A 19500-nucleotide genomic window follows, 5' to 3' on the forward strand; every position below is an offset into this window, starting at 1 on the left:
TCCCCAGCCCTCTCAGTACGCGAACGACAACGGCTTGTCTTCGGGTGCGTCATCCGGCGAGTCGTGCCCGGACGCCGCGTCCGTCCCGGCCAGCCCGCCCCGGATGGTCCGGAACAGGAGCTTCACCTCGACCACCGCCAGTACGCCGTACAGCACGGTGAACCCGGCCAGCGAGGTGATCACCTCCGCGCTGGTCGTCCCCGGTGACACACCCGATGCCGTCGGCAACAGTCCGAACACCAGCCACGGCTGCCGCCCGGTCTCGGTGAAGATCCAGCCGAAGCAGTTCGCCACCAGCGGCAGCAGCGGCAACGGGACCGCCAGCCAGACCAGCCGCCGGTTCGGCGCCCGGCCCCGGCGTGTTGCCCACAGCAACCACAGGGCGATCGCCGCGGACGCCATCCCGACCCCGATCATCAGCCGGAAGGTCCAGTAGGTCAGCGGGATGTTCGGCTTGTACGACCCCGGCCCGTACAGCTGCTCGTACGCCTCCTGCAGCGAGTTGATCCCCTGCACCTCACCGTCGAAGTGCCCGGTCGCCAGGAACGACAGCAGATACGGCACCTTGACCGAGAAGATCTCCTTCGACCCGTCCAGCGTGCCCACGGTGAAGACCGAGAACGACGCCGGCTTCTCCGTCTCGTACAGCGCCTCGGCCGCGGCCATCTTCATCGGCTGCACCTCGGTCATCACCTTGCCCTGCTGGTCCCCGCTCAGCGCCACCCCGGCCCCGGCCGCGATCACGATCACGGCGCCGAGTTTGAGCGCCGTACGGAAGACATCGGCGTCCACCGATGGCCGTCGTACCAGGTGCCAGATCGCCACGCCGGCGACGAACGCGCCGCCCACCATGAACGCGGCGAAGATCGTGTGCGGGTAGGTGACCAGCACGACCTTGTTGGTCAGCACCGCCCACAGGTCGGTCAGCTCCGCCCGGCCGCGCTCGGCGTTGTAGCGAAAGCCGACCGGGTTCTGCATCCACGAGTTGGCCGCCAGGATGAAGTACGCCGACAGTTGCGTACCCAGCACCACCATCCAGATGCAGGCCAGGTGAACGCGCTTGGGCAGCCGGTCCCAGCCGAACATCCACAACCCGATGAAGGTCGACTCGAGGAAGAACGCGAGCAGCCCCTCCAGCGCCAGCGGGGCGCCGAACACGTCACCGACGAAGCGCGAGTAGTCGCTCCAGTTCATCCCGAACTGGAACTCCTGGACGATGCCGGTGACCACGCCCATCGCGATGTTGATCAAGAACAGCTTCCCGTAGAACTTGGTCAGCCGCAGGTACTTCTCCTTGCCGGTCCGGTACCACGCCGTCTGCAGCCCGGCGGTGATCGCGACCAGCGAGATCGTCACCGGGACGAAGAAGAAGTGGTACACGGTGGTGACGGCGAACTGCCATCGGGCCAGATCCAGGGTGTCCACGCGCCAGGTCCTCCCCAGCTGTCTACGACGATACGTAGTAGATGCTAACGCGGATCTACTACAACGTGTAGTTATACTGGTCACGTGGCGAGTGAGGAGAAGGCACCGAGGCCCCTGGGCGACCTCGAGCGACTGGTGATGGAGCAGCTCTGGGCCGCACCGGCCGCGCTGACCGTGCGCGAGGTGCACGAGCAGTTGTCGATCACCCGGGAGCTCGCCTACACGACCGTGATGACGGTGCTGGACCGGCTGGCCAAGAAGAAGCTGACCGAGCGGGAGCGCGACGGGAAGGCCTGGCGCTACCGCGCCGCGGCGCCCCGCGAGGAGCTGGCCGCCGACCTCATGCGCGATGCGCTCGAACGCGCGGGCGACCGTCGCGAGGCCCTGGTCCGCTTCGTCGGCCAGGTCAGCGATGAGGAAGCCGCACTCCTGCGCGAGGCTCTCGCGCGGTTGGAGGAGCGGGAGGGGTGATCACCCCGGTCCTCCTCGCCGCACTGGCACTGGTGCTGACCGGACCGGCACCAGCGCTGCTGGCCCGCTCCGCCTGGCCCTACCGGATCCCCCGGGCCGCTGTAGCACTCTGGCAAGCGATAGCCCTGGCCGCGGTCCTGGCGGCACTCGGCGCGGGCATAGCCCTCTCCTACTCCACCGCGGGCCAGCCGGGTGAGCCCAGCTTCGACCCGTCCTCCATCAGGGACCTCCTGGCGGCTGCGATCCTCGCCATGACCGCACTGGTCCTGGTCAAGCTCCTGTGGGCTGCCGGACGAGTGGCAGTCGGTACGCGGGCCCGTCGCAAACGGCACCGCGACCTGGTCGACGTACTGGCCACACCAGACGGTCTGATCCCCGGTCTGCGGGTGCTGTCCGAGGAGACGCCGCTCGCCTACTGTCTGCCCGCACTGCGTGGCGCCCGGGTCGTCGTGTCGGTCGGAGCTCTCGAGAGACTCGACGAGAGCGAGCTGCACGCCGTACTCGCGCATGAGCAGGCTCACCTGCGCGCACGGCACGACCTGGTTCTGGAAGCGTTCACCGCACTGCACCAGGCTTTCCCGCGTTGGGTGCGCAGTGAGGTGGCGTTGGAGCAGGCACGCACGCTGGTAGAGCTGCTGGCGGACGACGACGCCCGCCGCCGCAACGGCCCTCGCCCACTCGCCCGTGCCCTGGTCGCACTCGCAGGTGCACCCGCTCCGGAGGCTGGACTGGCCGCAGCCAAGTCAGCCACCGTACTGCGGGTCCAGCGGCTCGCTGACCCCGAGCCGCGCTACCCGTGGCTCTCAGCCGGGACGTACGCCGTTGCCGTCGGACTGCTCGTCTTGCCGACGATCACCGTCGCAGCACCGATCGTGAAGGCGATCGTCGACGCGGTCAGCTAGCCGGCTGGTAGCGCAGCAGTACGCCGCCCTTCGCCCACGGCCGGGCCTCGATCAGCTCGAGGTCGACCGGTGAGCCGCTACTGGGGAACGCACTCTTCCCCGCACCCAGCAGCACCGGGCAGACCCGCAGCTGTACCTCGTCGACGAGTCCGGCGAGCAGCAGCGAGTGGAACAGCGTGATGCTGCCCCACAGGATGATGTCCTTGCCGGCCTCGGCCTTCAGCTCGCGCACCTGGTCGAGGTCGCGGACGACCAGACCGGGCTCGTACGGTCCCCACGGCGCGCTGTCGAGGGTCCTCGACACGACCACCAGGCGCAGCGCGTTGAGCTTCGGCGCGATCGCTTCGTCGGCCGACGCCTCGGTCGGCCAGAAGGCGACGAACAGCCGGTACGTCTCGGCCCCGAGCAGCATCGTGTCGACGTTCTCGAGCAACTCGAGATTGTCGGCGTCAGCGTGCTCGGCGATCGTGTCGAAGAACTCCAGCCCGCCATCCAGATCGGCGGCGTACCCATCCAGCGTCACGTATTCCTGGAAGATCAACCGTCTCATCCAGGCACGGTACCCCGCAGTCCTATCCCACCCCACCGCCCCGGTCGTTACAGGAAGTTCTTACCTTCCCCCCGAGCGACCGCCAGGAGCACAAGCCCCGACAGAACCAGCAGAACCACCATGGTGATGACAAACGTCAGCACTGCTCTCCCCGTATCCCCACACCAAACCTCACTGAAAGTCTTACGCCCTCAATGTTCCAGAAGTTCCCCATACGCTTTTGCCACTTCGTCCACTTCCCAGCGCAACGTGTTCGGAGTCACCACCAGCTCCACCCACGACCAGCCCGGTACGTCGGCCTGCTGCCACGGCTGGCAGATCGCCTCCCGCGTCGCCTCCATACGCTCCACCGCCGTTCGCTCGATCGCGTCGGCCGCCCGGGGCGCGTAGACGCGGAACGAGTTGGTGTGCGGCGGCTCGGGGAACACCCGGAATCCCTCGCTCTGCAAGGCCATCGAGAGCTCCACCGCCCGCTGGTACAGGTCTCCCATCTGCGGCAGCACGTCCCGCAGCCCTTCGCGTGCCGAGACGGCGTACGGGAACAGCGTGAAGAGGTTCCCGCCCAGCCTGCGCTGCCAACGCCGTACCTCGGCGATCACGTCCTCCGGCCCGGCCAGCGCTGCACCGCTCAGCCCACCCAACACCTTGTAGAACGAGACGTAGACGCTCGAAGCCAGTGCGGCGACCTCAGCGAGGCTGTGCTCCAGGTACGGCGTGCTTTCCCACAACCGAGCTCCGTCGAGATGCAGTGGTACGCCGCGCTCCGCACAGGACTCGGCGAACACCACCAGCTCGTCCCACGTCGGCAGCACGAACCCGGCGTCCCGCAGCGGCAGCTCCAGCGTCACCGCGGCCAGCTTGCCCGGGATGGCGGCCAGCTCATCCGGCCGGGGCTGCCGCGGCTCCGACGTCAGCCGCTCGATCCGTAGCCTGTGCACTTCCTCCAGTGCGTTCAGCTCGTGGACCAGGAGGTGTGAGAGCCCGTGTACGGCGACCCGGCTGGTCCCCGCGCGGTCGGCGTACACCCGGAGGACACTCTGCTGGGCTATGACGCCGGTCGGCATGAACACAGCCGCCGGCTTGCCCAGGAGCTCGGCCACCTCCTGCTCCAGCGCGGTGACGTCACCCCCGTCGCCGTACATGTCGGGCTTGTCCTCAGTGGCGGCCTCAGTGAGCTGCCGCAACCTGTCCGGCACCGGCACCCGGCGGCCGGACAGCCAGCGGTCGCAGTTGTCGGACGCGGCCTTTCGGCGGGCCCGGAGGTCGTCGGAGGTAGTAGCCACTCCCCCATCCTCTCGTGCCCGCCAACCGGCAGAGCAAGTGACTTTCAGATCGTGGTGGTCACCACATGCTGGCCCTGGAGCGTCCTGATCTCCACCGACTTCACCTTGTCGATCGGGACCAGCACACCACCGCCGAACTCACTGCCTTCGCGTGCTGACTTCTCCGACACCTTCCAGGTGCCCGCTACCCAGGTCTTGCCTGCCGTGTCGGTCACGAGCATCTCGCACTCGGCTCCGGCCTTCAGACCGTCGATCTCGACCTGGATCCAGCTCCACCCGGCCCGCGGCTCCACTGTGGTCGCCATCCGCGTACCAGTGGTCGAATCAGTCGCCGCCACGTGCTTGGTCCCGGCCACTGGGGTGTCGCCCTGGTCCGCGCTCTGGCGCCCGATCAGGACACCACCACCGAGCGCACCGGCCACCACTACGACCGCAGCGGCAACCAGCAGCCACCGAGACCGTTTGGCGGGAGGCGCAGCAGCAGGCGCCGCCGCCGTACGCACCTCGCGCAGCGTGCGCTGCAGCAGGAGGTCGCCATCAGGAGGCGGGCCCTCCAGGAAAGCCTCCGGCGGCACTTCGCCGAGGAACTCCTTCATCTCCTCGAGCTCCACCAGCTCGGCACGGCACTCCGCGCACGTGGCCAGGTGCTCGTCGACCTCACGGACCTCGTCGGGCTCCAGCGCGCCAAGGGCGTAGGCGCCTAGCTGCGAGCGATCGTGCTCGGTCATCGGGCCACCTCCGCTTCTTGTCCTGCCATCACCGCGCGCAGGGCTCGGAGGGCGTAATACGATCTCGATTTCACGGTACCTGGCGGGACTCCCAGCTCCTGGGCGGCCTCGCTGACAGACCGGCCGCGGTAGTACAGCTGCACCAGTACGTCGCGGTGCTCAGGTGACACCTTGTCCAGTGCGTCCAGCACCACCATGGTGTTCACCACCGACTCGGAGTGGTCTCCCTCGATCGGCGGCCGGTCCACCACGTCCGCCACCTCGACCGGCCGAACAGCACGCGCCCTGGCCCGGTCGGTGACGATGTTGCGTGCCACCGTGAGCAGCCAACCCCGCACGGACCCCTTGCCTTCGGTCAGGTCGTCCGCATGCTTCCACGCCCGAACCAGCGTCTCCTGTACGACGTCCTCCGCGGCAGCCCGGTCTCCGGTGAGCCTGGTCGCATACGCGAGCAAGCTGCGGCCGTGTTCGGCGTACAGGGATCGGACAAGCGCTTCGGCGGCCTCCGGCCCCGGGTAGTCACCCACCGACCGCACGATACCGGTAACGGTGGGCGCCCACATCGGGAAAGCCTCAGTAGCCGGAATTGCCATTGTCAGACGGCTGCGTGGTGATCTTCTTGCCATCCGCGCCCACGACCCACCAGACTCCGCCGACCGCCTGGCCCTTGGCCTCGCCGGCCTTGGTGTCCTGGGCGAACAGGTAGATCGGCAGTCCGCCGATGGACAGCTGCTTGCTGCCGTCGCTGCGGGTCACCGTGCCGACCAGGGACGCGTCGATACCGTCGAGCTGCGGAGTGCCTGCGCCGGCCGGCACGACCGGCCACTTGGCCAGGCAGTCGCCCTCGCAGTTGGACTTGCCGGAGGTGTCCTTGTCGAAGATGTACACCGTCCGTCCGTTGCCATCGACAACGACCTTGCCGAGGCCGCCGACGTCCGCGGTGGCCAGCTTCGCGCCGCTGCTTGCCGCGGTGCCCCCGCTCGCCGGTGTGTCGCTCTCGTCACCGCACGCCGTCAACCCGGCCAGACCGAGCACGAACACCCCGATGACAATGCCCAGACGCTTCATGATGGTTCCCCTCATAGTTGCCGATCTTCACCTCCCACACGTGCGGAGGCCCGGACCGGTTCAACCCGAGGAGATATCGCCGATCACCGCTCAGACGGGTTCGGGCTCCCGGATGCGCTGGGAGATGACCGACGACACCCCGTCGCCGCGCATGGTCACGCCGTACAGGGCGTCGGCGACCTCCATGGTGCGCTTCTGGTGGGTGATGACGAGCAGCTGGCTGTTCTCGCGCAGCTCCTCGTAGATCTCCAGCAGACGACCGAGGTTGGTGTCGTCCAGCGCCGCCTCGACCTCGTCGAGGATGTAGAACGGCGACGGGCGCGCCTTGAACAGGGCGACCAGGAAGGCGACCGCGACGAGCGACCGCTCACCACCGGACAGCAGCGACAGCCGCTTCACCTTCTTACCCGGCGGGCGCGCCTCGACATCGATGCCGGTGGCAAGCATGTCGTCCGGGTCGGTCAGCACCAGCCGGCCCTCACCGCCCGGGAACAGCCGGCTGAACACGTGCTGGAAGGCGACCTCGACGTCGCGGTAGGCCTCGGTGAAGACCTGCTCGACCCGCTCGTCGACCTCCTTGACGATGTCCATCAGGTCGCGCCGGGACTTCTTCAGGTCGTCGAGCTGCTCGGACAGGAACCGGTGCCGCTCCTCCATCGCGTCGAACTCCTCCAGCGCGAGCGGGTTGATCCGCCCGAGCTGGTTCAGCGCCCGCTCGGCCTGCTTGAGCCGCTTCTCGACCTTCGTCCGGTTGAACGGCTCCCCCTCGAGCTCGAGGGTGTTGTCGTCCCCGTCCTTCGGCAGCGGCGGCACCAGCTGGTCCGGCCCGTACTCGGCGACCAGCGCGTCGACCTCGATACCGAGCTCGCCCAGCGCTTTCTCGTACAGCTGCTCCAGCCGCATCTTCTGCTCGGCCCGCGCCAGCGCGTCCCGGTGCACGGTGTTGGTCAGCTGCTCCAGCTCGGAGCTCAGGTTCCGCGTGGCTGACCGGGCCTGCGCCAGCGCCTGCTCTCGGTCCGCCCGCTGGGCCTGGATCGCGGACCGCTCGGTGGCGGCCTGCTGCAACGAGGACTCCAGCCGGGCCAGCACGTGTCCGGCGGCCAGGTGCACGGCCTGCGCAGCCTCTGCCTGCCGGGCCCGCCGTGCGGCCCGCGCGATCGCCCGGGCACGTGCCTCGCGCTCCTGCCGCGCTGCCCGCTCCAGCGAGTCCGCCCGCCCGGACAGTGCCCGGGCCCGCTCCTCGGTGGTCCGCAGCGCCAGCCGCGCCTCCATCTCGGCGGCACGGCCCGCCTTGGCCGCCTCGGCCAAGCGGTCCCGATCGGTGGTGTCCGGCTCGTCGCCGTCCTCGTCGAACTGCTCGGCGTCGGTGAGGCGCTCCTCCAGCTCGGCCAGTCCGGTCAGGTTCCGGTCGCGCTCTTCCTCGGCCGCCGCGATCGCCTCGGCCATCCGCTGCGCCTCACCGCGGGAGGCCTTCGCCAGCGACCCGAAGTGCGCCAGCTGCTCAGCCACCGCGGCCATCGCCGCGTCCGACTCGTGCAGCCGGGCCAGGGTGATCTCGACGGACTCCTTCTGCCGCGTCCGCTCGTCCTCCAGCGCGGCCAGCTCGAACCGCAGCCGCTCGCTCCGGGCCGTCGCCTCGGTCAGCTTCTCCGCCGCCTCGTCGACCGCGGACTGCACCTCGATCAGGCTCGGCGCCGCGTCCGAACCGCCGTACGCGAAGTGAGCACCCAGTACGTCGCCGGCCCGCGTGGCGCAGGTGACGTCGGGGAGATGGCGCACCAGCGACTGAGCAGCCGGTACATCGTCCACCACGGCGACCTTGCGCAGCAGTCGCCGCAACGCGGGCCGCAGGTTCTGCGGGCAGTCCACGACATCAACGGCGTACGACGCTCCATACGGCAGCTGCGGCCAGGTCGTGTAGTCGTCGGCTGGGGCGTCGCCCAGGAGCAGCCCGGCGCGGCCGAGGTCGTGCTGCTTCAGGTGACCGACTGCCTCGAGGGCTGCGTCGGTGTGGGTGACCGCGACTGCGTCTGCGGCCTCACCGAGAGCAGCCGCGATGGCGGTCTCGTAGCCGGACCGCACGCTCAGTAGCGCTGCAACAGAGCCCATCAGGCCGTTCACTTGCTCGGAGGCGGCCAGGAGGGCCCCGGCGCCGTCCTTGCGGTTCAGACCGAGCTCCAGCGCCTCCTTGCGGGCAGCCAGACCGGTCCGCTCGCGCTCGGCGTCACGCTCCTCGGCACGCAGCTTGGCGAGCCGCTCGTCCATTTCGTCGAGGACTGCCTGCGCTGCCTCGTACTGATCGTCCAGGCCCTTCTCACCGGCGTCGAGGCCGGCCACCTGGGTCTCCAGCGCGGTGAAGTCGTGCTGCGCCTTGGCGGCGCGCGCCTCCGCCTCACGCTGGTTGCTCGCGAGCCGGCCGATCTCGGACTCCGCGGCGGCCGCGCGGCTCTTCAGCGCGTTCACCTGGCCGGTCAGCCGAGCCAGTCCCTCACGGCGGTCCGCGGCGGCCCGGATCAGTGCCGCGATCCGGCGCTCCTCCTCGGCCTCCTGCGACTCCAGCTGCTGGCGCCGCTCGACCGCCTCGGCGAGCAGCTCGGAGTGGGCTTCGACCTCGGCCTCGATCTGCGCCTCGGTCTCGCGGACCCGGGCCGCTTCCAGCTCGAGCTCGTCCGGGTCACGCCCGGCCCGCGGCTCCTCGGCCTCGTCGTTCAGCGACCGGATCCGGTCCGCCGCGATCCGCGCCGTACCTTTGATCTTCTCGCCGAAGCCGGACAGCTGGTACCAGGTGTCCTGGGCCGCCTGCAGGGCCGGCGCGTCCTCGCGGAGCGCGTCCTCCAGCTCCGCCTCGAGTTCGCGGGCCTCGCGCAGCTTGGCCTCGGTCTCGGCCCGGCGCTGGGTCAGCGCGGCCTCGTCCTTGAGCTCGGCCTCGAGCGCGGACTGCGCCTGGACGATGTCGTCGGCCAGCAGCCGGGCCCGGCCGTCGCGGACCTCGGCCTGGATCGTCACCGCCCGGCGCGCCACCTCCGCCTGGCGCCCGAGCGGCTTCAATTGGCGGCGGATCTCGGTGATCAGGTCGCCGAGGCGGTTCAGGTTGCCCTCGGTGGCCTCCAGCTTCCGGATCGCCTTTTCCTTGCGCTTGCGGTGCTTCAGGACACCGGCCGCCTCCTCGACGAACCCGCGGCGGCCTTCCGGCGTGGCGCGCAGGATCGAGTCGAGCTGGCCCTGCCCGACGATGACGTGCATCTCACGGCCGATACCGGAGTCGCTGAGCAGTTCCTGGACGTCGAGCAGCCGGCAGTTCTGGCCGTTGATCTGGTAGTCGGATCCGCCGTTGCGGAACATCGTCCGCGAGATGGTCACCTCGGCGTACTCGATCGGCAGCGCGCCGTCGGTGTTGTCGATGGTCAGCACCACCTCGGCGCGACCCAGCGGGGCGCGGCCGGAGGTGCCGGCGAAGATGACGTCTTCCATCTTGCCGCCACGCAGCGACTTGGCGCCCTGTTCGCCCATCACCCAGGCGAGCGCGTCGACGACGTTGGACTTCCCGGAGCCGTTCGGGCCGACGATGCAGGTGATGCCCGGTTCGAAATTCATCGTCGTGGCCGACGCGAACGACTTGAAGCCTCGGAGCGTCATGCTCTTCAGGTACAAAGCGAAGCTCTCCAACCCGTGAAAGGACAGACGATACCCAAGGAACCGTCGTAACTGCTCGTGACGCTGCCGCTACCCGGGGGAAGTAGTTCCGCTTCGCAGTCTACAAAGACATGCACGCGAACCGTTGGAGGCCGACCGATCAGAATGGCCGGCAAGGTCAGGGAGCTCAACATTCAGCGGACATGAAACCGGCGGAGGCCCGGACGGGGGCCACCGCCGTGGTTGTGCGGACGGTAGAGATGGAACTCTGTTGTCGCGGCTCGGGTCCTCAGACCGAAGCGGGGGCGCGCAGAGCCTCGTCGACTGTCAGCAGCCGGCCCTCGTGGACCTGTGCGACGAGGTGGTCGTTCTCTGCCTGCAGGCGCATCACGTGCGCCTCCAGATCGGCGACACGCCGGTTGAGCAGTCGAACCTGCTCGAGCATGCGCGGGTCAGTGCCTCCAAGGTGCCCTAGAAGAGCCTTGGCCATTGTGCTGTCCTCCGGAAGGGTTCTGGCCTGTGAGCGCCCCTGTCCCCGGAGCGCCTATAAATGTGTGCCGTCTTTCAGGGTGACACCGGCGGGCCCGGTGGTCAACCTGGGTCCACACTCTTTAACGATACCTCTCTCACCAACGGACGTGACGAGGGACCGGCTGACATTTCGGGCACCGGTACGACGAACGGTTCATGAACGGCTCGCGACGGATCGGCCGGCCGTCGCGCGGACACGGCGATCCCTCTTGTCCGTAGACGTTCAGGCCACGTTCGAAGTAGCCGGATTCCCCGTTCACGTTGACGTACAGGGCGTCGAAGCTGGTGCCGCCGACGTCCAGCGCCTCGGCCATCACCTCGTGGGCGTGTCGCAGGATCTCCCTTATCTGCAAGGGTTTCAGCGTCTCGGTCGCCCGGGCGTAGTGCAGCTTGGCCCGCCACAACGCTTCGTCTGCGTAGATATTGCCCACGCCGCTGATCAGCGACTGGTCCAGCAACGCCCGCTTGAGACCGGTCTTGCGCCGCCGCACGCCAGCCACGAAAGCGTCCGGATCGAACAAAGGATCGAACGGGTCGCGGGCGATATGGGCGATCTCCGGCGGCAACTCCGCGCCACCGTCGGAATACGACAGACCACCGAACATCCGCTGGTCCACAAACCGGACCTCTCCGCCGTCGTCGGCGAACCGGAACCGGACCCGCAGGTGCGGCTCGTCCGGCGCGCCGACCGGCTGGACCCGGAACTGCCCGCTCATCCCGAGGTGGGTCAGCACAGCGTCGCCGGACTCCAGCGGCAGCCACAGGTACTTCCCGCGCCGGGCCGGTTCGGCGAACACCTGGCCCTTGAGCCGGGCAGCGAAATCGTCCGGCCCGGCGGCATGACGCCGTACCGGGCGGGGATGCAGGACCTCGACGGCGTCGATGGTCCGGCCGGTGGTGAACTCCGCCAGGCCCCGGCGGACGACCTCTACTTCCGGAAGCTCTGGCACCTCAGGACTGCGAGGGGTCCGTGCTGTCCGGGTGCGCGGCGCGCAACGCCTTCCAGGCGGTTTCGGCGGCCTGCTGCTCGGCTTCCTTCTTGCTCCGGCCGATGCCGTGACCGTAGGTGTCCGTGCCGATCCGGACCCGCGCCTCGAACGTCTTGGCGTGGTCCGGGCCGGACTCGGCGATCACGTACTCGGGGACCCCGACGCCGAGCTGGGCGACCAGCTCCTGCAGCGAGGTCTTCCAGTCCAGGCCGGCACCGAGCCGGGCCGAGGACTCCATCAGGTCGTCGAACAGGGTGTGCACCACCTGGCCGGCGGTCTCGAAGCCGCGGTCCAGGTAGACGGCACCGATCAGCGCCTCGACGCAGTCGGCCAGGATGGACGACTTGTCCCGCCCGCCGGTCGCTTCCTCGCCCCGGCCGAGCCGCAGGTACTTGCCCAGCTTGAGCTCGCGGGCGACGCCGGCCAGCGCGCGCATGTTGACCACAGCGGCGCGCAGCTTCGCCAGCCGGCCCTCGGACAGGTCCGGATGGTTGCGGAACAGCGACTCCGTGACGATGACGCCGAGCACGGAGTCCCCGAGGAACTCCAGCCGCTCGTTCGTCGGCAGCCCACCGTTCTCGTACGCGTACGAACGGTGGGTGAAGGCGTGCTCCAGCAAATTGTCAGCCAGCGATACGCCGAGCCGCTGGTTCAGCTCGGCGTAGAGCCCCGTTTCGTTGGCAGAGTTCACTGGGTTGGTGCCGTTTAGCTCTCGACGACCTGGCGACGCTCGCCCTTGGCGCCGTACTGGCCGCAGGTGGGGCAAACGGTGTGCTGCAGGTGCTTCGCGCGGCAGGCGGGGTTCACGCAGGTGACCAGCGACGGGGCAGTGGTCTTCCACTGGGCCCGGCGGCTGCGGGTGTTGCTGCGCGACATCTTCCGCTTCGGAACGGCCACGGTTATGACTCCTCGGTTCGGCCGGGGGCCTGGTGGGACCCGGCCGGCTGGCTGACGTGTTTTCGGTATCTAGTTGTCGTGCGGTCGTTCGTCCTGCTGGAGCAGGCCGCTGAGCGCGGCCCAGCGCGGGTCGCTCGCCTCTCCGTGGTTGTGGCCGGGGTCGTCCGCCAGGCGTACCCCACACTCGGGGCACAGACCCGGACAGTCGTCCGTACACAAGGGCTGGAAGGGCAGCGCGAGCACCACCTGGTCCCTCAGCACCGGCTCGAGGTCGATCAGATCGCCCTCCATCCGGCTGGCCTCGTCCGGTTCGGCTTCGCTCTCCGGGTAGACGTACAGCTCCTGGACGTCAGCGAGGAACTCGTCCTCGATATCGACCAGGCACCGCGCGCACTCCCCGACCAGACGACCACTGGCCGTCCCGGTGACGAGCACCCCTTCGACAACCGATTCCAGCCGTAGATCGAACTGGATCTGATCGCCCTCGGGGACGCCGATCACGTCGATTCCGAGATCCGCCGGAGCCGGTGCCGTGAAGGAGACTTCGCGCTGGGACCCGGCGCGGCGTGTCAGCTCGTGGGTATCGATCACGAGGGGGGACCGCGGGTCCAAGACGCTCAGGACATCCCTTTCAGGCGTGGGCAGGCAAGATCTCGGTCTCGTCGAGACCGGTGCTCAACATTACCAACACCGCGGCCAGTCGCCCAATTCGGGGCGATTCTAGAGTTTCTCCAGTAACCGCGCGTAAACACTCGGCGGCACGAAGGAGGCGACCTCGCCACCCAGTTTGGCGATCTCCTTGACCCAGCTGGAGGAGATGAAAGCGTTCTCCGACCGGGTCGGCAGGAACACCGTGTCGACCCCGGTCATCGCGTGGTTGAGCTGGGCCATCTGCAGCTCGTAGTCGTAGTCGGCGGCCGAGCGCAGCCCCTTGACGATCACGCCGGCGCCCTCGGCCCGGCAGTAGTCGACCAGCAGGCCCTCGAAGGTGCCGATCCGGACGTTCGGGTACGGCGCGGCGATCTCGGTCAGCATCGCGATCCGCTCGTCCGCCTCGAACAGCCGGTTCTTGGACTGGTTCACCCCGGCCGCGACGATCACCTCGTCGAAGGCGGCCGACGACCGGGCGATGATGTCGAGATGCCCGTTCGTGGGCGGGTCGAAGGTGCCTGGAAAGACCGCCTTACTCATGGCGGTGACCGTACCAAAGCCGGGCCTCGCCGTACTTGCGATCCCGCAGCGCGGCGAATCCGGCCGGCCACTCCCACGGCTCCCGTTTGCCGCGCTCGACCACGACCACGGCTTCGTCGGCCAGCCAACCGTTCGCGGCGAGCTCGGTCAGCACGTCCTGCAGCTCACTGGTCTCCAGCTTGTACGGCGGGTCGGCGTACACCAGATCGAACAGCGCGGGACTGTCTCCCGCCGCGACCTTCTCGACCGGACGCGTGAGCACGGTCACACCCGGCATCCCGACCGCCCGGATGTTGGCGGAGATCACCTCGGCCGCCCGCCGGTCCGACTCGACCAGCACGACCCGCGCGGCTCCACGGGACAGCGCCTCGAGCCCGATCGCCCCGGAACCGGCGTACAGATCGAGCACCGCCAGCCCGTCGAAGCTGCCGAACTCCGACTCCAGCGACGAGAACAGCGCCTCCCGCACCCGATCCGCGGTCGGCCGCGTCCCAGTCCCCGGCGGTACGACGATCCGCCGCCCACCGGCCGCTCCCCCGATGATCCGGGTCATGTCTTCTCCAGATACTCGGTCGTCTCGGACTCCAGTGCGCTCCGGACGAACGACCGCAGGGTCGGGTAGTCGGCCAGCTCCGCGTCCACCGAGACGATCGAGTTGGCCACGTGTCGCGCGGTGAAGATGATCTCCTCGTCCCGCAGCACGCTGAGCAGCTTCAGACTGCTGCGCTTGCCCGACTGAGCCACACCGAGCACGTCACCCTCGCGCCGGGTCTCCAGGTCGATCCGGGACAGCTCGAACCCGTCCGTGGTCGACGCGACCGCGTCCAGGCGCCCGTACGACTTCGACCCGGGCCACAGATCCGTCACCAGCAGGCACAGCCCCGGCACGCGACCCCGGCCGACCCGACCACGCAGCTGATGCAGCTGGGAGATGCCGAACCGGTCGGCGTCCATGATCACCATCGTCGAGGCGTTCGGTACGTCGACGCCGACCTCGATGACCGTGGTCGCGATCAGGACGTCGACCTCACCCGCCGCGAACCGGGTCATCACCGCGTCCTTCTCCTCGGCGGGCAGCCGGCCGTGCAGGATCTCCACCCGCAGGTCGTGCAGGATCTCGGCCAGCGCCTCAGCGACCTGCACCACCGAGATGGGTGGCCGAGCCTTGGACGTCTTCTCCTCACCCGCGACGAACTCGCCTTCCTCGTCGGCCGCGTTCTTCACGTCGTCGCCGATCCGCGGACAGACGACGTACGCCTGATGGCCCTTGCCGACCTCCTCGCGGACCCGCGCCCAGGCCCGCTGCAGCCAGTCCGGCTTCTCCTTCGCCGGGACCACGGACGACTGGATCGGCGAGCGCCCGGCCGGGAGCTCGGTCAGGGTCGACACCGCGAGGTCGCCGAACACGGTCATCGCCACGGTCCGCGGGATCGGGGTCGCGGTCATCACCAGCACGTGGGGCGTGTTGTCGCCGGACTTCTGGCTCAGCGCCGCCCGCTGCTCCACGCCGAACCGGTGCTGCTCGTCCACGACCACGAGCCCGAGGTCCGCGAACTGCACCTTGTCCTCGAGCAAGGCGTGCGTGCCGACCACGATCCCCGCCGCTCCGCTGGCCGCGTCCAGCATCGCCGTACGACGGGCTGCCGCGCCGAGCGACCCGGTCAGCAGGCCGACCCGCGTCGCCCGCTCCGCGCCGCCGAGCATCCCCTCCTCGGCCAGATCGCCGAGCATCTTCGTCAACGTCTTGTGGTGCTGGGTCGCGAGCACCTCGGTCGGCGCGAGCAGGACGGCCTGACCGCCGGCGTCGACCACCGACAGCATCGCCCGCAGCGCGACCACGGTCTTGCCGGAGCCGACCTCGCCCTGAAGCAGCCGGTGCATCGGGTGTGGACGGGCGAGGTCGGCGAAGATCTCCTCGCAGACCTCGGCCTGGCCCTCGGTGAGCTTGAACGGCAGCCGCTGATCGAACTCGTCCAGCATGCCGCCCTCGGTGCGCGGCCGCGGCACCGCGTTCAGCGCGTCGGTGACGGCCCGGCGCTGGGCCAGGATCGTCTGCATCACCAGTGCTTCCTCGAACCGGAACCGCTGCTGTGCGTCGCGGATGTCCTTCTCGGTGTCCGGCAGATGCACCTTCTGCAGCGCTTCGCGCAGCCCGAGCAGCTTCTCCTTACGCCGGATCAGCTCCGGGATCGGGTCGTCCAGGCTCTCGTCCAGGCTGTCCAGGACGATCTTGATACTCCGCTCGATCGTTGCGGTGGGCAACTTCGCGGTGGCCGGGTAGAGCGGCCGGAACGGCCTGGCCCGGCGCTCGATCTCGGCCTCGGACAGGTCCTCGTCGTCGAGGATCTCGGTGCCCGGGCTCTTCAGCTGCATGATGTCGCGGAACATCGTCACCTCGCCCCAGAACAGGGCGGCGGTGCCGGGCTGCAGCTTGGCCGCCAGCCAGGGCTGGTTGAAGAAGGCCAGCTCCAGGTCGCGCCGGCCGTCGGTGACGACCACCTTGGTCAGCGTCTTGCGCCGGGCCCACTTCTGCACGTCGGCGATCGGGATCTCGGCCTTGGTGTCCAGCGAACGCACGGTGACCTTCTTGACCCGGCCGTTCACGGTCGCCTGGTCGCCGACCTCGAGCTCGTCGAACGGGGTCAGCTCGCCCTTCTTCAGGTACCGGCGGGGGTAGTGCCGCAGCAGTTCCCCGACGGTCTCCAGGCCGAGAACGTCCGCGAAGGTCTTGGCCGTCCTGGCACCGAGGAAGTCGCGGAGCTTCCGGTCCATGTCCGCCTTCATGTCAACACCGCTATTCCACCCCGATCAGCAGCGGGTACCTGTCCTGTCCTCCGTCGTACACCACGACATCGACATCTTTGCGATTCCGGCGGACGTGCCGCTCCAGCGCGACCACCAGACCGGGCTCCGCGCCCTGGCCGGTGACGATCGTGAGCAGCTCTCCACCGCCGCCGAGCAGCCGGTCGACCACGCCGATCGCCGCCTCCTCCAGGTCCTCGGTGATCAGCGCGAAGTCGCCGTCGACCACGCCCAGTGCGTCGCCGATCCGGCACATCCCGGCCATCGTCCAGGCGTCCTTCACCGCGATCGTGACCGCGCCGTGCCGGGTCTGCCCGGCGGCCGCCGACTGGTGGACGACGTCGTCGTCGAAGCTGCGGTCGGGATCGTGTACGGCGATCGCGGCGAGCCCCTGGACCTGCGCCCGGGTCGGGATGACGGCGACCCGGATCCCGTCCTGCCGGGCCGCGGTCGCGGCAGCCTCGGCGACCGCGATGGAGTCCTTGTCGTTCGGCAGCAGCACGATCTCGGGCGCCTTCGACCGCTCGATCGCCTTCAGCAGCTCTCCGGTGGAGCACCTCCGGCCGGGGCCGCCGCGGATCACTTGGGCACCCGCCTCGGTGAACAGGTCCGCCAGACCGTCGCCGGCGACCACCGCGATCACCGCGCGGCCCGGGATGGGCTCGTGGTGGGCCTGGTCGGCGAAGTGGGTGACCCGGATCCGGTGCGGCCGGCCGATGTCGATGCCCTGCTCGATCGCGGCGCCGACGTCGTCGGTGTGGACGTGCACGTTCCACAGTCCGTCACCGCCGACGACCACCACCGAGTCGCCGAGTCCGGCCAGGTTCTGCCGGAAGTCGCCGATCTTGTCGTCCGGCGCATCCAGCAGGTACATGACCTCGTACGCCGGGCCGTCCTGGCTCACGGCGTTTTCGCCCTGGGGCTCGACCCGGGCCGGTACGTCGACTGTCACGTGCCGTCCGGTCAGCACCGATTCCATCGCGCCGAGGATGACGACCAGGCCCGCTCCCCCGGCATCCACGACGCCCGCGCGTCGCAGTACGTCCAACTGCTCTGTCGTCTTCGTGAGCGCCTGTCGGGCGGACGCGACGGCGGCCAGGCACACGTCGGCCAGGCTCTTCCCGTCGTTGGCGGCCGTCATCGCCCCGGTCGCGGCGGCCCGGGCGACGGTGAGCATGGTGCCCTCGACCGGCTGCGCGACCGCGCCGTACGCGGCATCAGCGGCGTACCTGAGCGCATCCGCGAACGCGACCGGCTCGCTCATCCTGGGATCGGCCAGTACGGCGTGATCGTCGGCGTCCTGGTCACGCGGGAGGTTCTCGGCGAGGCGGAGGCCACAGGCGCGGACGAGCTGAGACGTGATGACGCCGGAGTTGCCTCGAGCGCCGAGCAGGGCGCCGCGGCCGAACGCCTGGACTGCCTCGGCGAACGTCAGCTCACCCTCAGGCAGCGCGTCGCAGGCGGCCTCCCAGGTCAGGTAGAGGTTCGTCCCGGTATCGCCGTCCGGCACCGGGTACACGTTCAGCTCGTCGATCTCGGTCCGCGCCCGGCCCAAGTCGGCCAGCGCGGTCCGAGCCCAGGCCCGCAACACTTCGACGGTCAGTTCCTCCACGCCCGGAAGGCTAACCTCTTCCCCCACCCTCCGCCCGCGGCACACCCCCGCTCGCCCCGGCCACTGAAGCCACCGTGCACGTCTCACCCGCCACCGAAGCCACCGTGCGCCCCAACCCCGCCACTGAAACCACCCTGCCGGCAGAGATCCCGGCGAGTGAAGCCACCGTGTCGACAGAGGTCCCCGGCGAGTGAAGCCACCGTGTCGACAGAGGTCCCCGGCGAGTGAAGCCACCGTGTCGAGTGAAAGCAATGTGCTTTCGGAGAGCGGTTTCCAGCGACACGCTTCCCCCACTCGATGATCTGGTCGGGAGCGGCCCGAACCGGCGGAGGGGTTGGGGTGGATAAGGTCGGGGCTGCGGCGAGAGGTGGGAGACGTAGTGGGCAGGGCTGTGCTGTTCTCGGTCGCGGCCGACAGCTATGAGTGGGCTGTGCGGGAGATCCGGGCAGAGTTCGGGCGGGAGGTCCGGATCGAGCGCGTCAGCGGGGACCTCGGGCGCGTCGTAGGCCCATCGGTCGAGGAGCTTGCCGCGGCGTGCGATGCGGGGCGGATCATCTTCGTGCGGCACCTGACCACGGAGATCGCGAGCTTCCAGGAACTGCCGCCCGACTACGAACTCGCCGATCTGGTGCTGGGCGAACTGCCGGACTATCCGAAGGCGCTCGCCGTCCAGGCCTGGACCGACAGCGCCGGCACTGGAGGGTCGTACTACCACCGGCTGGAGGAGGCACTCGCCGACCGCGGCGTCGCTGTGACGCGCTCCGGCCAGGAGGTCGTCGTCTCCTGCTTCGTCGGCCGCCGAGGCGTGCTGCTGGGACTCAACCGGCTCCAGCACAGCCTGTCGGACTGGCCGGGTGGGCGGATGCGGTTGGCCCGGTCGGAGGAGCGGGTGTCGCGGTCGGAGTTCAAGCTGGAGGAGGCGATCGCGACCTTCGGGCTGGAGTTGCCGGCGGGCGGGAAGGCGCTGGATCTCGGCGCCTCGCCGGGTGGCTGGACGCGGATTCTGCGGCTGCACGGGCAGGAGGTCTGGTCGGTGGATCCGGGCGCGCTGGACCCGCGGCTGCGCGGCGACCGGCGGATTCACCATGCGGCGACGACGGCCGGGCGGTTCTTCGCCGAGAACCGGGTGCGGTTCGACGTGGTGGTGAACGACATGCGGATGGATCAGGTGATGAGCGCCCGGATGATGCTCGACGCCGGCGCGCATCTGCGTCGCGGCGGGCTGGCGGTCGTCACGCTGAAGGGTGGCGGGAAGAACCCGCTGGACGGGGCGCGGCGCGGGATGGACGTGCTGCGGCAGGGGTACGACGTACTGCACGCCCGGCAGCTCCATCACAACCGCAACGAGATCACGGTGATCGCCAGACACGAATAGGCGCCCGGGCTGAACCCGGGCGCCTATTTCAAGGCCCTACAAC

General features: G+C 69.2%; 19 protein-coding genes. 3 read left to right on the forward strand and 16 right to left on the reverse strand.

Annotated elements, in window-relative coordinates:
* Window positions 1–12: 12 nt before the first annotated feature.
* On the reverse strand, window positions 13–1425 hold the full coding sequence (locus tag V9K99_RS39105; RefSeq protein ID WP_337008388.1) for a cytochrome ubiquinol oxidase subunit I: 1413 nt from the start codon (window positions 1423–1425) through the stop codon (window positions 13–15).
* A gap of 84 nt (window positions 1426–1509) precedes the next feature.
* Between V9K99_RS39105 and V9K99_RS39110 the strand changes: the two genes are divergently transcribed.
* Both V9K99_RS39110 and V9K99_RS39115 read left to right on the forward strand, forming a co-directional pair.
* Complete coding sequence (locus V9K99_RS39110; protein ID WP_337008386.1) at window positions 1510–1896, forward strand: BlaI/MecI/CopY family transcriptional regulator; 387 nt, start codon at window positions 1510–1512, stop codon at window positions 1894–1896.
* Window positions 1893–2798 carry a M56 family metallopeptidase gene (locus V9K99_RS39115; RefSeq protein WP_337008384.1) on the forward strand — a complete coding sequence of 302 codons (906 nt, stop codon included), beginning with the start codon at window positions 1893–1895 and terminating at the stop codon, window positions 2796–2798. The genes V9K99_RS39110 and V9K99_RS39115 overlap by 4 nt, the downstream gene beginning before the upstream one ends.
* Here V9K99_RS39115 and V9K99_RS39120 read toward each other — a convergent pair.
* From V9K99_RS39120 to V9K99_RS39190, 15 genes are all read right to left on the reverse strand, one after another.
* Entirely contained in the window at window positions 2791–3348 is a 558-nt protein-coding gene (locus tag V9K99_RS39120; RefSeq protein WP_337008382.1) for a dihydrofolate reductase family protein, read from the reverse strand. The genes V9K99_RS39115 and V9K99_RS39120 overlap by 8 nt on opposite strands.
* Window positions 3349–3539: 191 nt before the next feature.
* Window positions 3540–4631: a threonine aldolase family protein gene (locus V9K99_RS39125; protein WP_337008380.1), complete on the reverse strand. Its 1092-nt coding sequence runs from the start codon at window positions 4629–4631 to the stop codon at window positions 3540–3542.
* Between the two features lie 44 nt (window positions 4632–4675).
* The gene (locus tag V9K99_RS39130; RefSeq protein ID WP_337008378.1) at window positions 4676–5359 is read right to left on the reverse strand and encodes an anti-sigma factor family protein; all 684 of its coding nucleotides are present in this window, start codon (window positions 5357–5359) and stop codon (window positions 4676–4678) included.
* Entirely contained in the window at window positions 5356–5886 is a 531-nt protein-coding gene (locus V9K99_RS39135) for a sigma-70 family RNA polymerase sigma factor (protein ID WP_337008376.1), read from the reverse strand. The genes V9K99_RS39130 and V9K99_RS39135 overlap by 4 nt, the downstream gene beginning before the upstream one ends.
* A 46-nt stretch (window positions 5887–5932) precedes the next feature.
* Window positions 5933–6427, reverse strand: a complete 495-nt coding sequence (locus V9K99_RS39140; protein ID WP_337008374.1) for a hypothetical protein — start codon at window positions 6425–6427, stop codon at window positions 5933–5935.
* A 90-nt stretch (window positions 6428–6517) separates the two neighbouring features.
* Window positions 6518–10078, reverse strand: coding sequence for a chromosome segregation protein SMC (gene smc / locus V9K99_RS39145; protein WP_337008700.1), 3561 nt, complete (start codon window positions 10076–10078; stop codon window positions 6518–6520).
* A gap of 271 nt (window positions 10079–10349) precedes the next feature.
* Window positions 10350–10505 (reverse strand): hypothetical protein, encoded by a 156-nt coding sequence (locus V9K99_RS39150; RefSeq protein WP_233712037.1) that lies wholly within the window; start codon window positions 10503–10505, stop codon window positions 10350–10352.
* A 181-nt stretch (window positions 10506–10686) separates the two neighbouring features.
* Complete coding sequence (gene mutM / locus V9K99_RS39155; RefSeq protein WP_337008369.1) at window positions 10687–11541, reverse strand: bifunctional DNA-formamidopyrimidine glycosylase/DNA-(apurinic or apyrimidinic site) lyase; 855 nt, start codon at window positions 11539–11541, stop codon at window positions 10687–10689.
* 1 nt (window position 11542) lies between these two features.
* A complete protein-coding gene (rnc, locus tag V9K99_RS39160; protein WP_337008367.1) occupies window positions 11543–12271 on the reverse strand; it encodes a ribonuclease III in 729 nt (242 codons plus the stop codon).
* Between the two features lie 14 nt (window positions 12272–12285).
* Window positions 12286–12477 (reverse strand): 50S ribosomal protein L32, encoded by a 192-nt coding sequence (rpmF, locus tag V9K99_RS39165; RefSeq protein ID WP_077012766.1) that lies wholly within the window; start codon window positions 12475–12477, stop codon window positions 12286–12288.
* A 69-nt stretch (window positions 12478–12546) separates the two neighbouring features.
* The gene (locus tag V9K99_RS39170) at window positions 12547–13068 is read right to left on the reverse strand and encodes a YceD family protein (protein ID WP_337008358.1); all 522 of its coding nucleotides are present in this window, start codon (window positions 13066–13068) and stop codon (window positions 12547–12549) included.
* A gap of 129 nt (window positions 13069–13197) precedes the next feature.
* Window positions 13198–13668 (reverse strand): pantetheine-phosphate adenylyltransferase, encoded by a 471-nt coding sequence (coaD, locus tag V9K99_RS39175; RefSeq protein WP_337008356.1) that lies wholly within the window; start codon window positions 13666–13668, stop codon window positions 13198–13200.
* Window positions 13661–14221 (reverse strand): 16S rRNA (guanine(966)-N(2))-methyltransferase RsmD, encoded by a 561-nt coding sequence (gene rsmD / locus V9K99_RS39180; protein WP_337008354.1) that lies wholly within the window; start codon window positions 14219–14221, stop codon window positions 13661–13663. Before rsmD ends, coaD begins: the two co-directional genes overlap by 8 nt.
* Window positions 14218–16452: an ATP-dependent DNA helicase RecG gene (gene recG / locus V9K99_RS39185; protein WP_337008352.1), complete on the reverse strand. Its 2235-nt coding sequence runs from the start codon at window positions 16450–16452 to the stop codon at window positions 14218–14220. The genes rsmD and recG overlap by 4 nt, the downstream gene beginning before the upstream one ends.
* A 10-nt stretch (window positions 16453–16462) precedes the next feature.
* Complete coding sequence (locus V9K99_RS39190) at window positions 16463–18082, reverse strand: DAK2 domain-containing protein (protein ID WP_337008350.1); 1620 nt, start codon at window positions 18080–18082, stop codon at window positions 16463–16465.
* A gap of 379 nt (window positions 18083–18461) precedes the next feature.
* Here V9K99_RS39190 and V9K99_RS39195 point away from each other — a divergent pair, with 379 nt between their 5' ends.
* Window positions 18462–19457: an SAM-dependent methyltransferase gene (locus V9K99_RS39195; protein ID WP_337008348.1), complete on the forward strand. Its 996-nt coding sequence runs from the start codon at window positions 18462–18464 to the stop codon at window positions 19455–19457.
* The last annotated feature ends 43 nt before the right edge of the window (window positions 19458–19500 follow it).

The organism is Kribbella sp. CCNWLW201 (genome assembly GCF_037203805.1).
Classification (GTDB): domain Bacteria; phylum Actinomycetota; class Actinomycetes; order Propionibacteriales; family Kribbellaceae; genus Kribbella.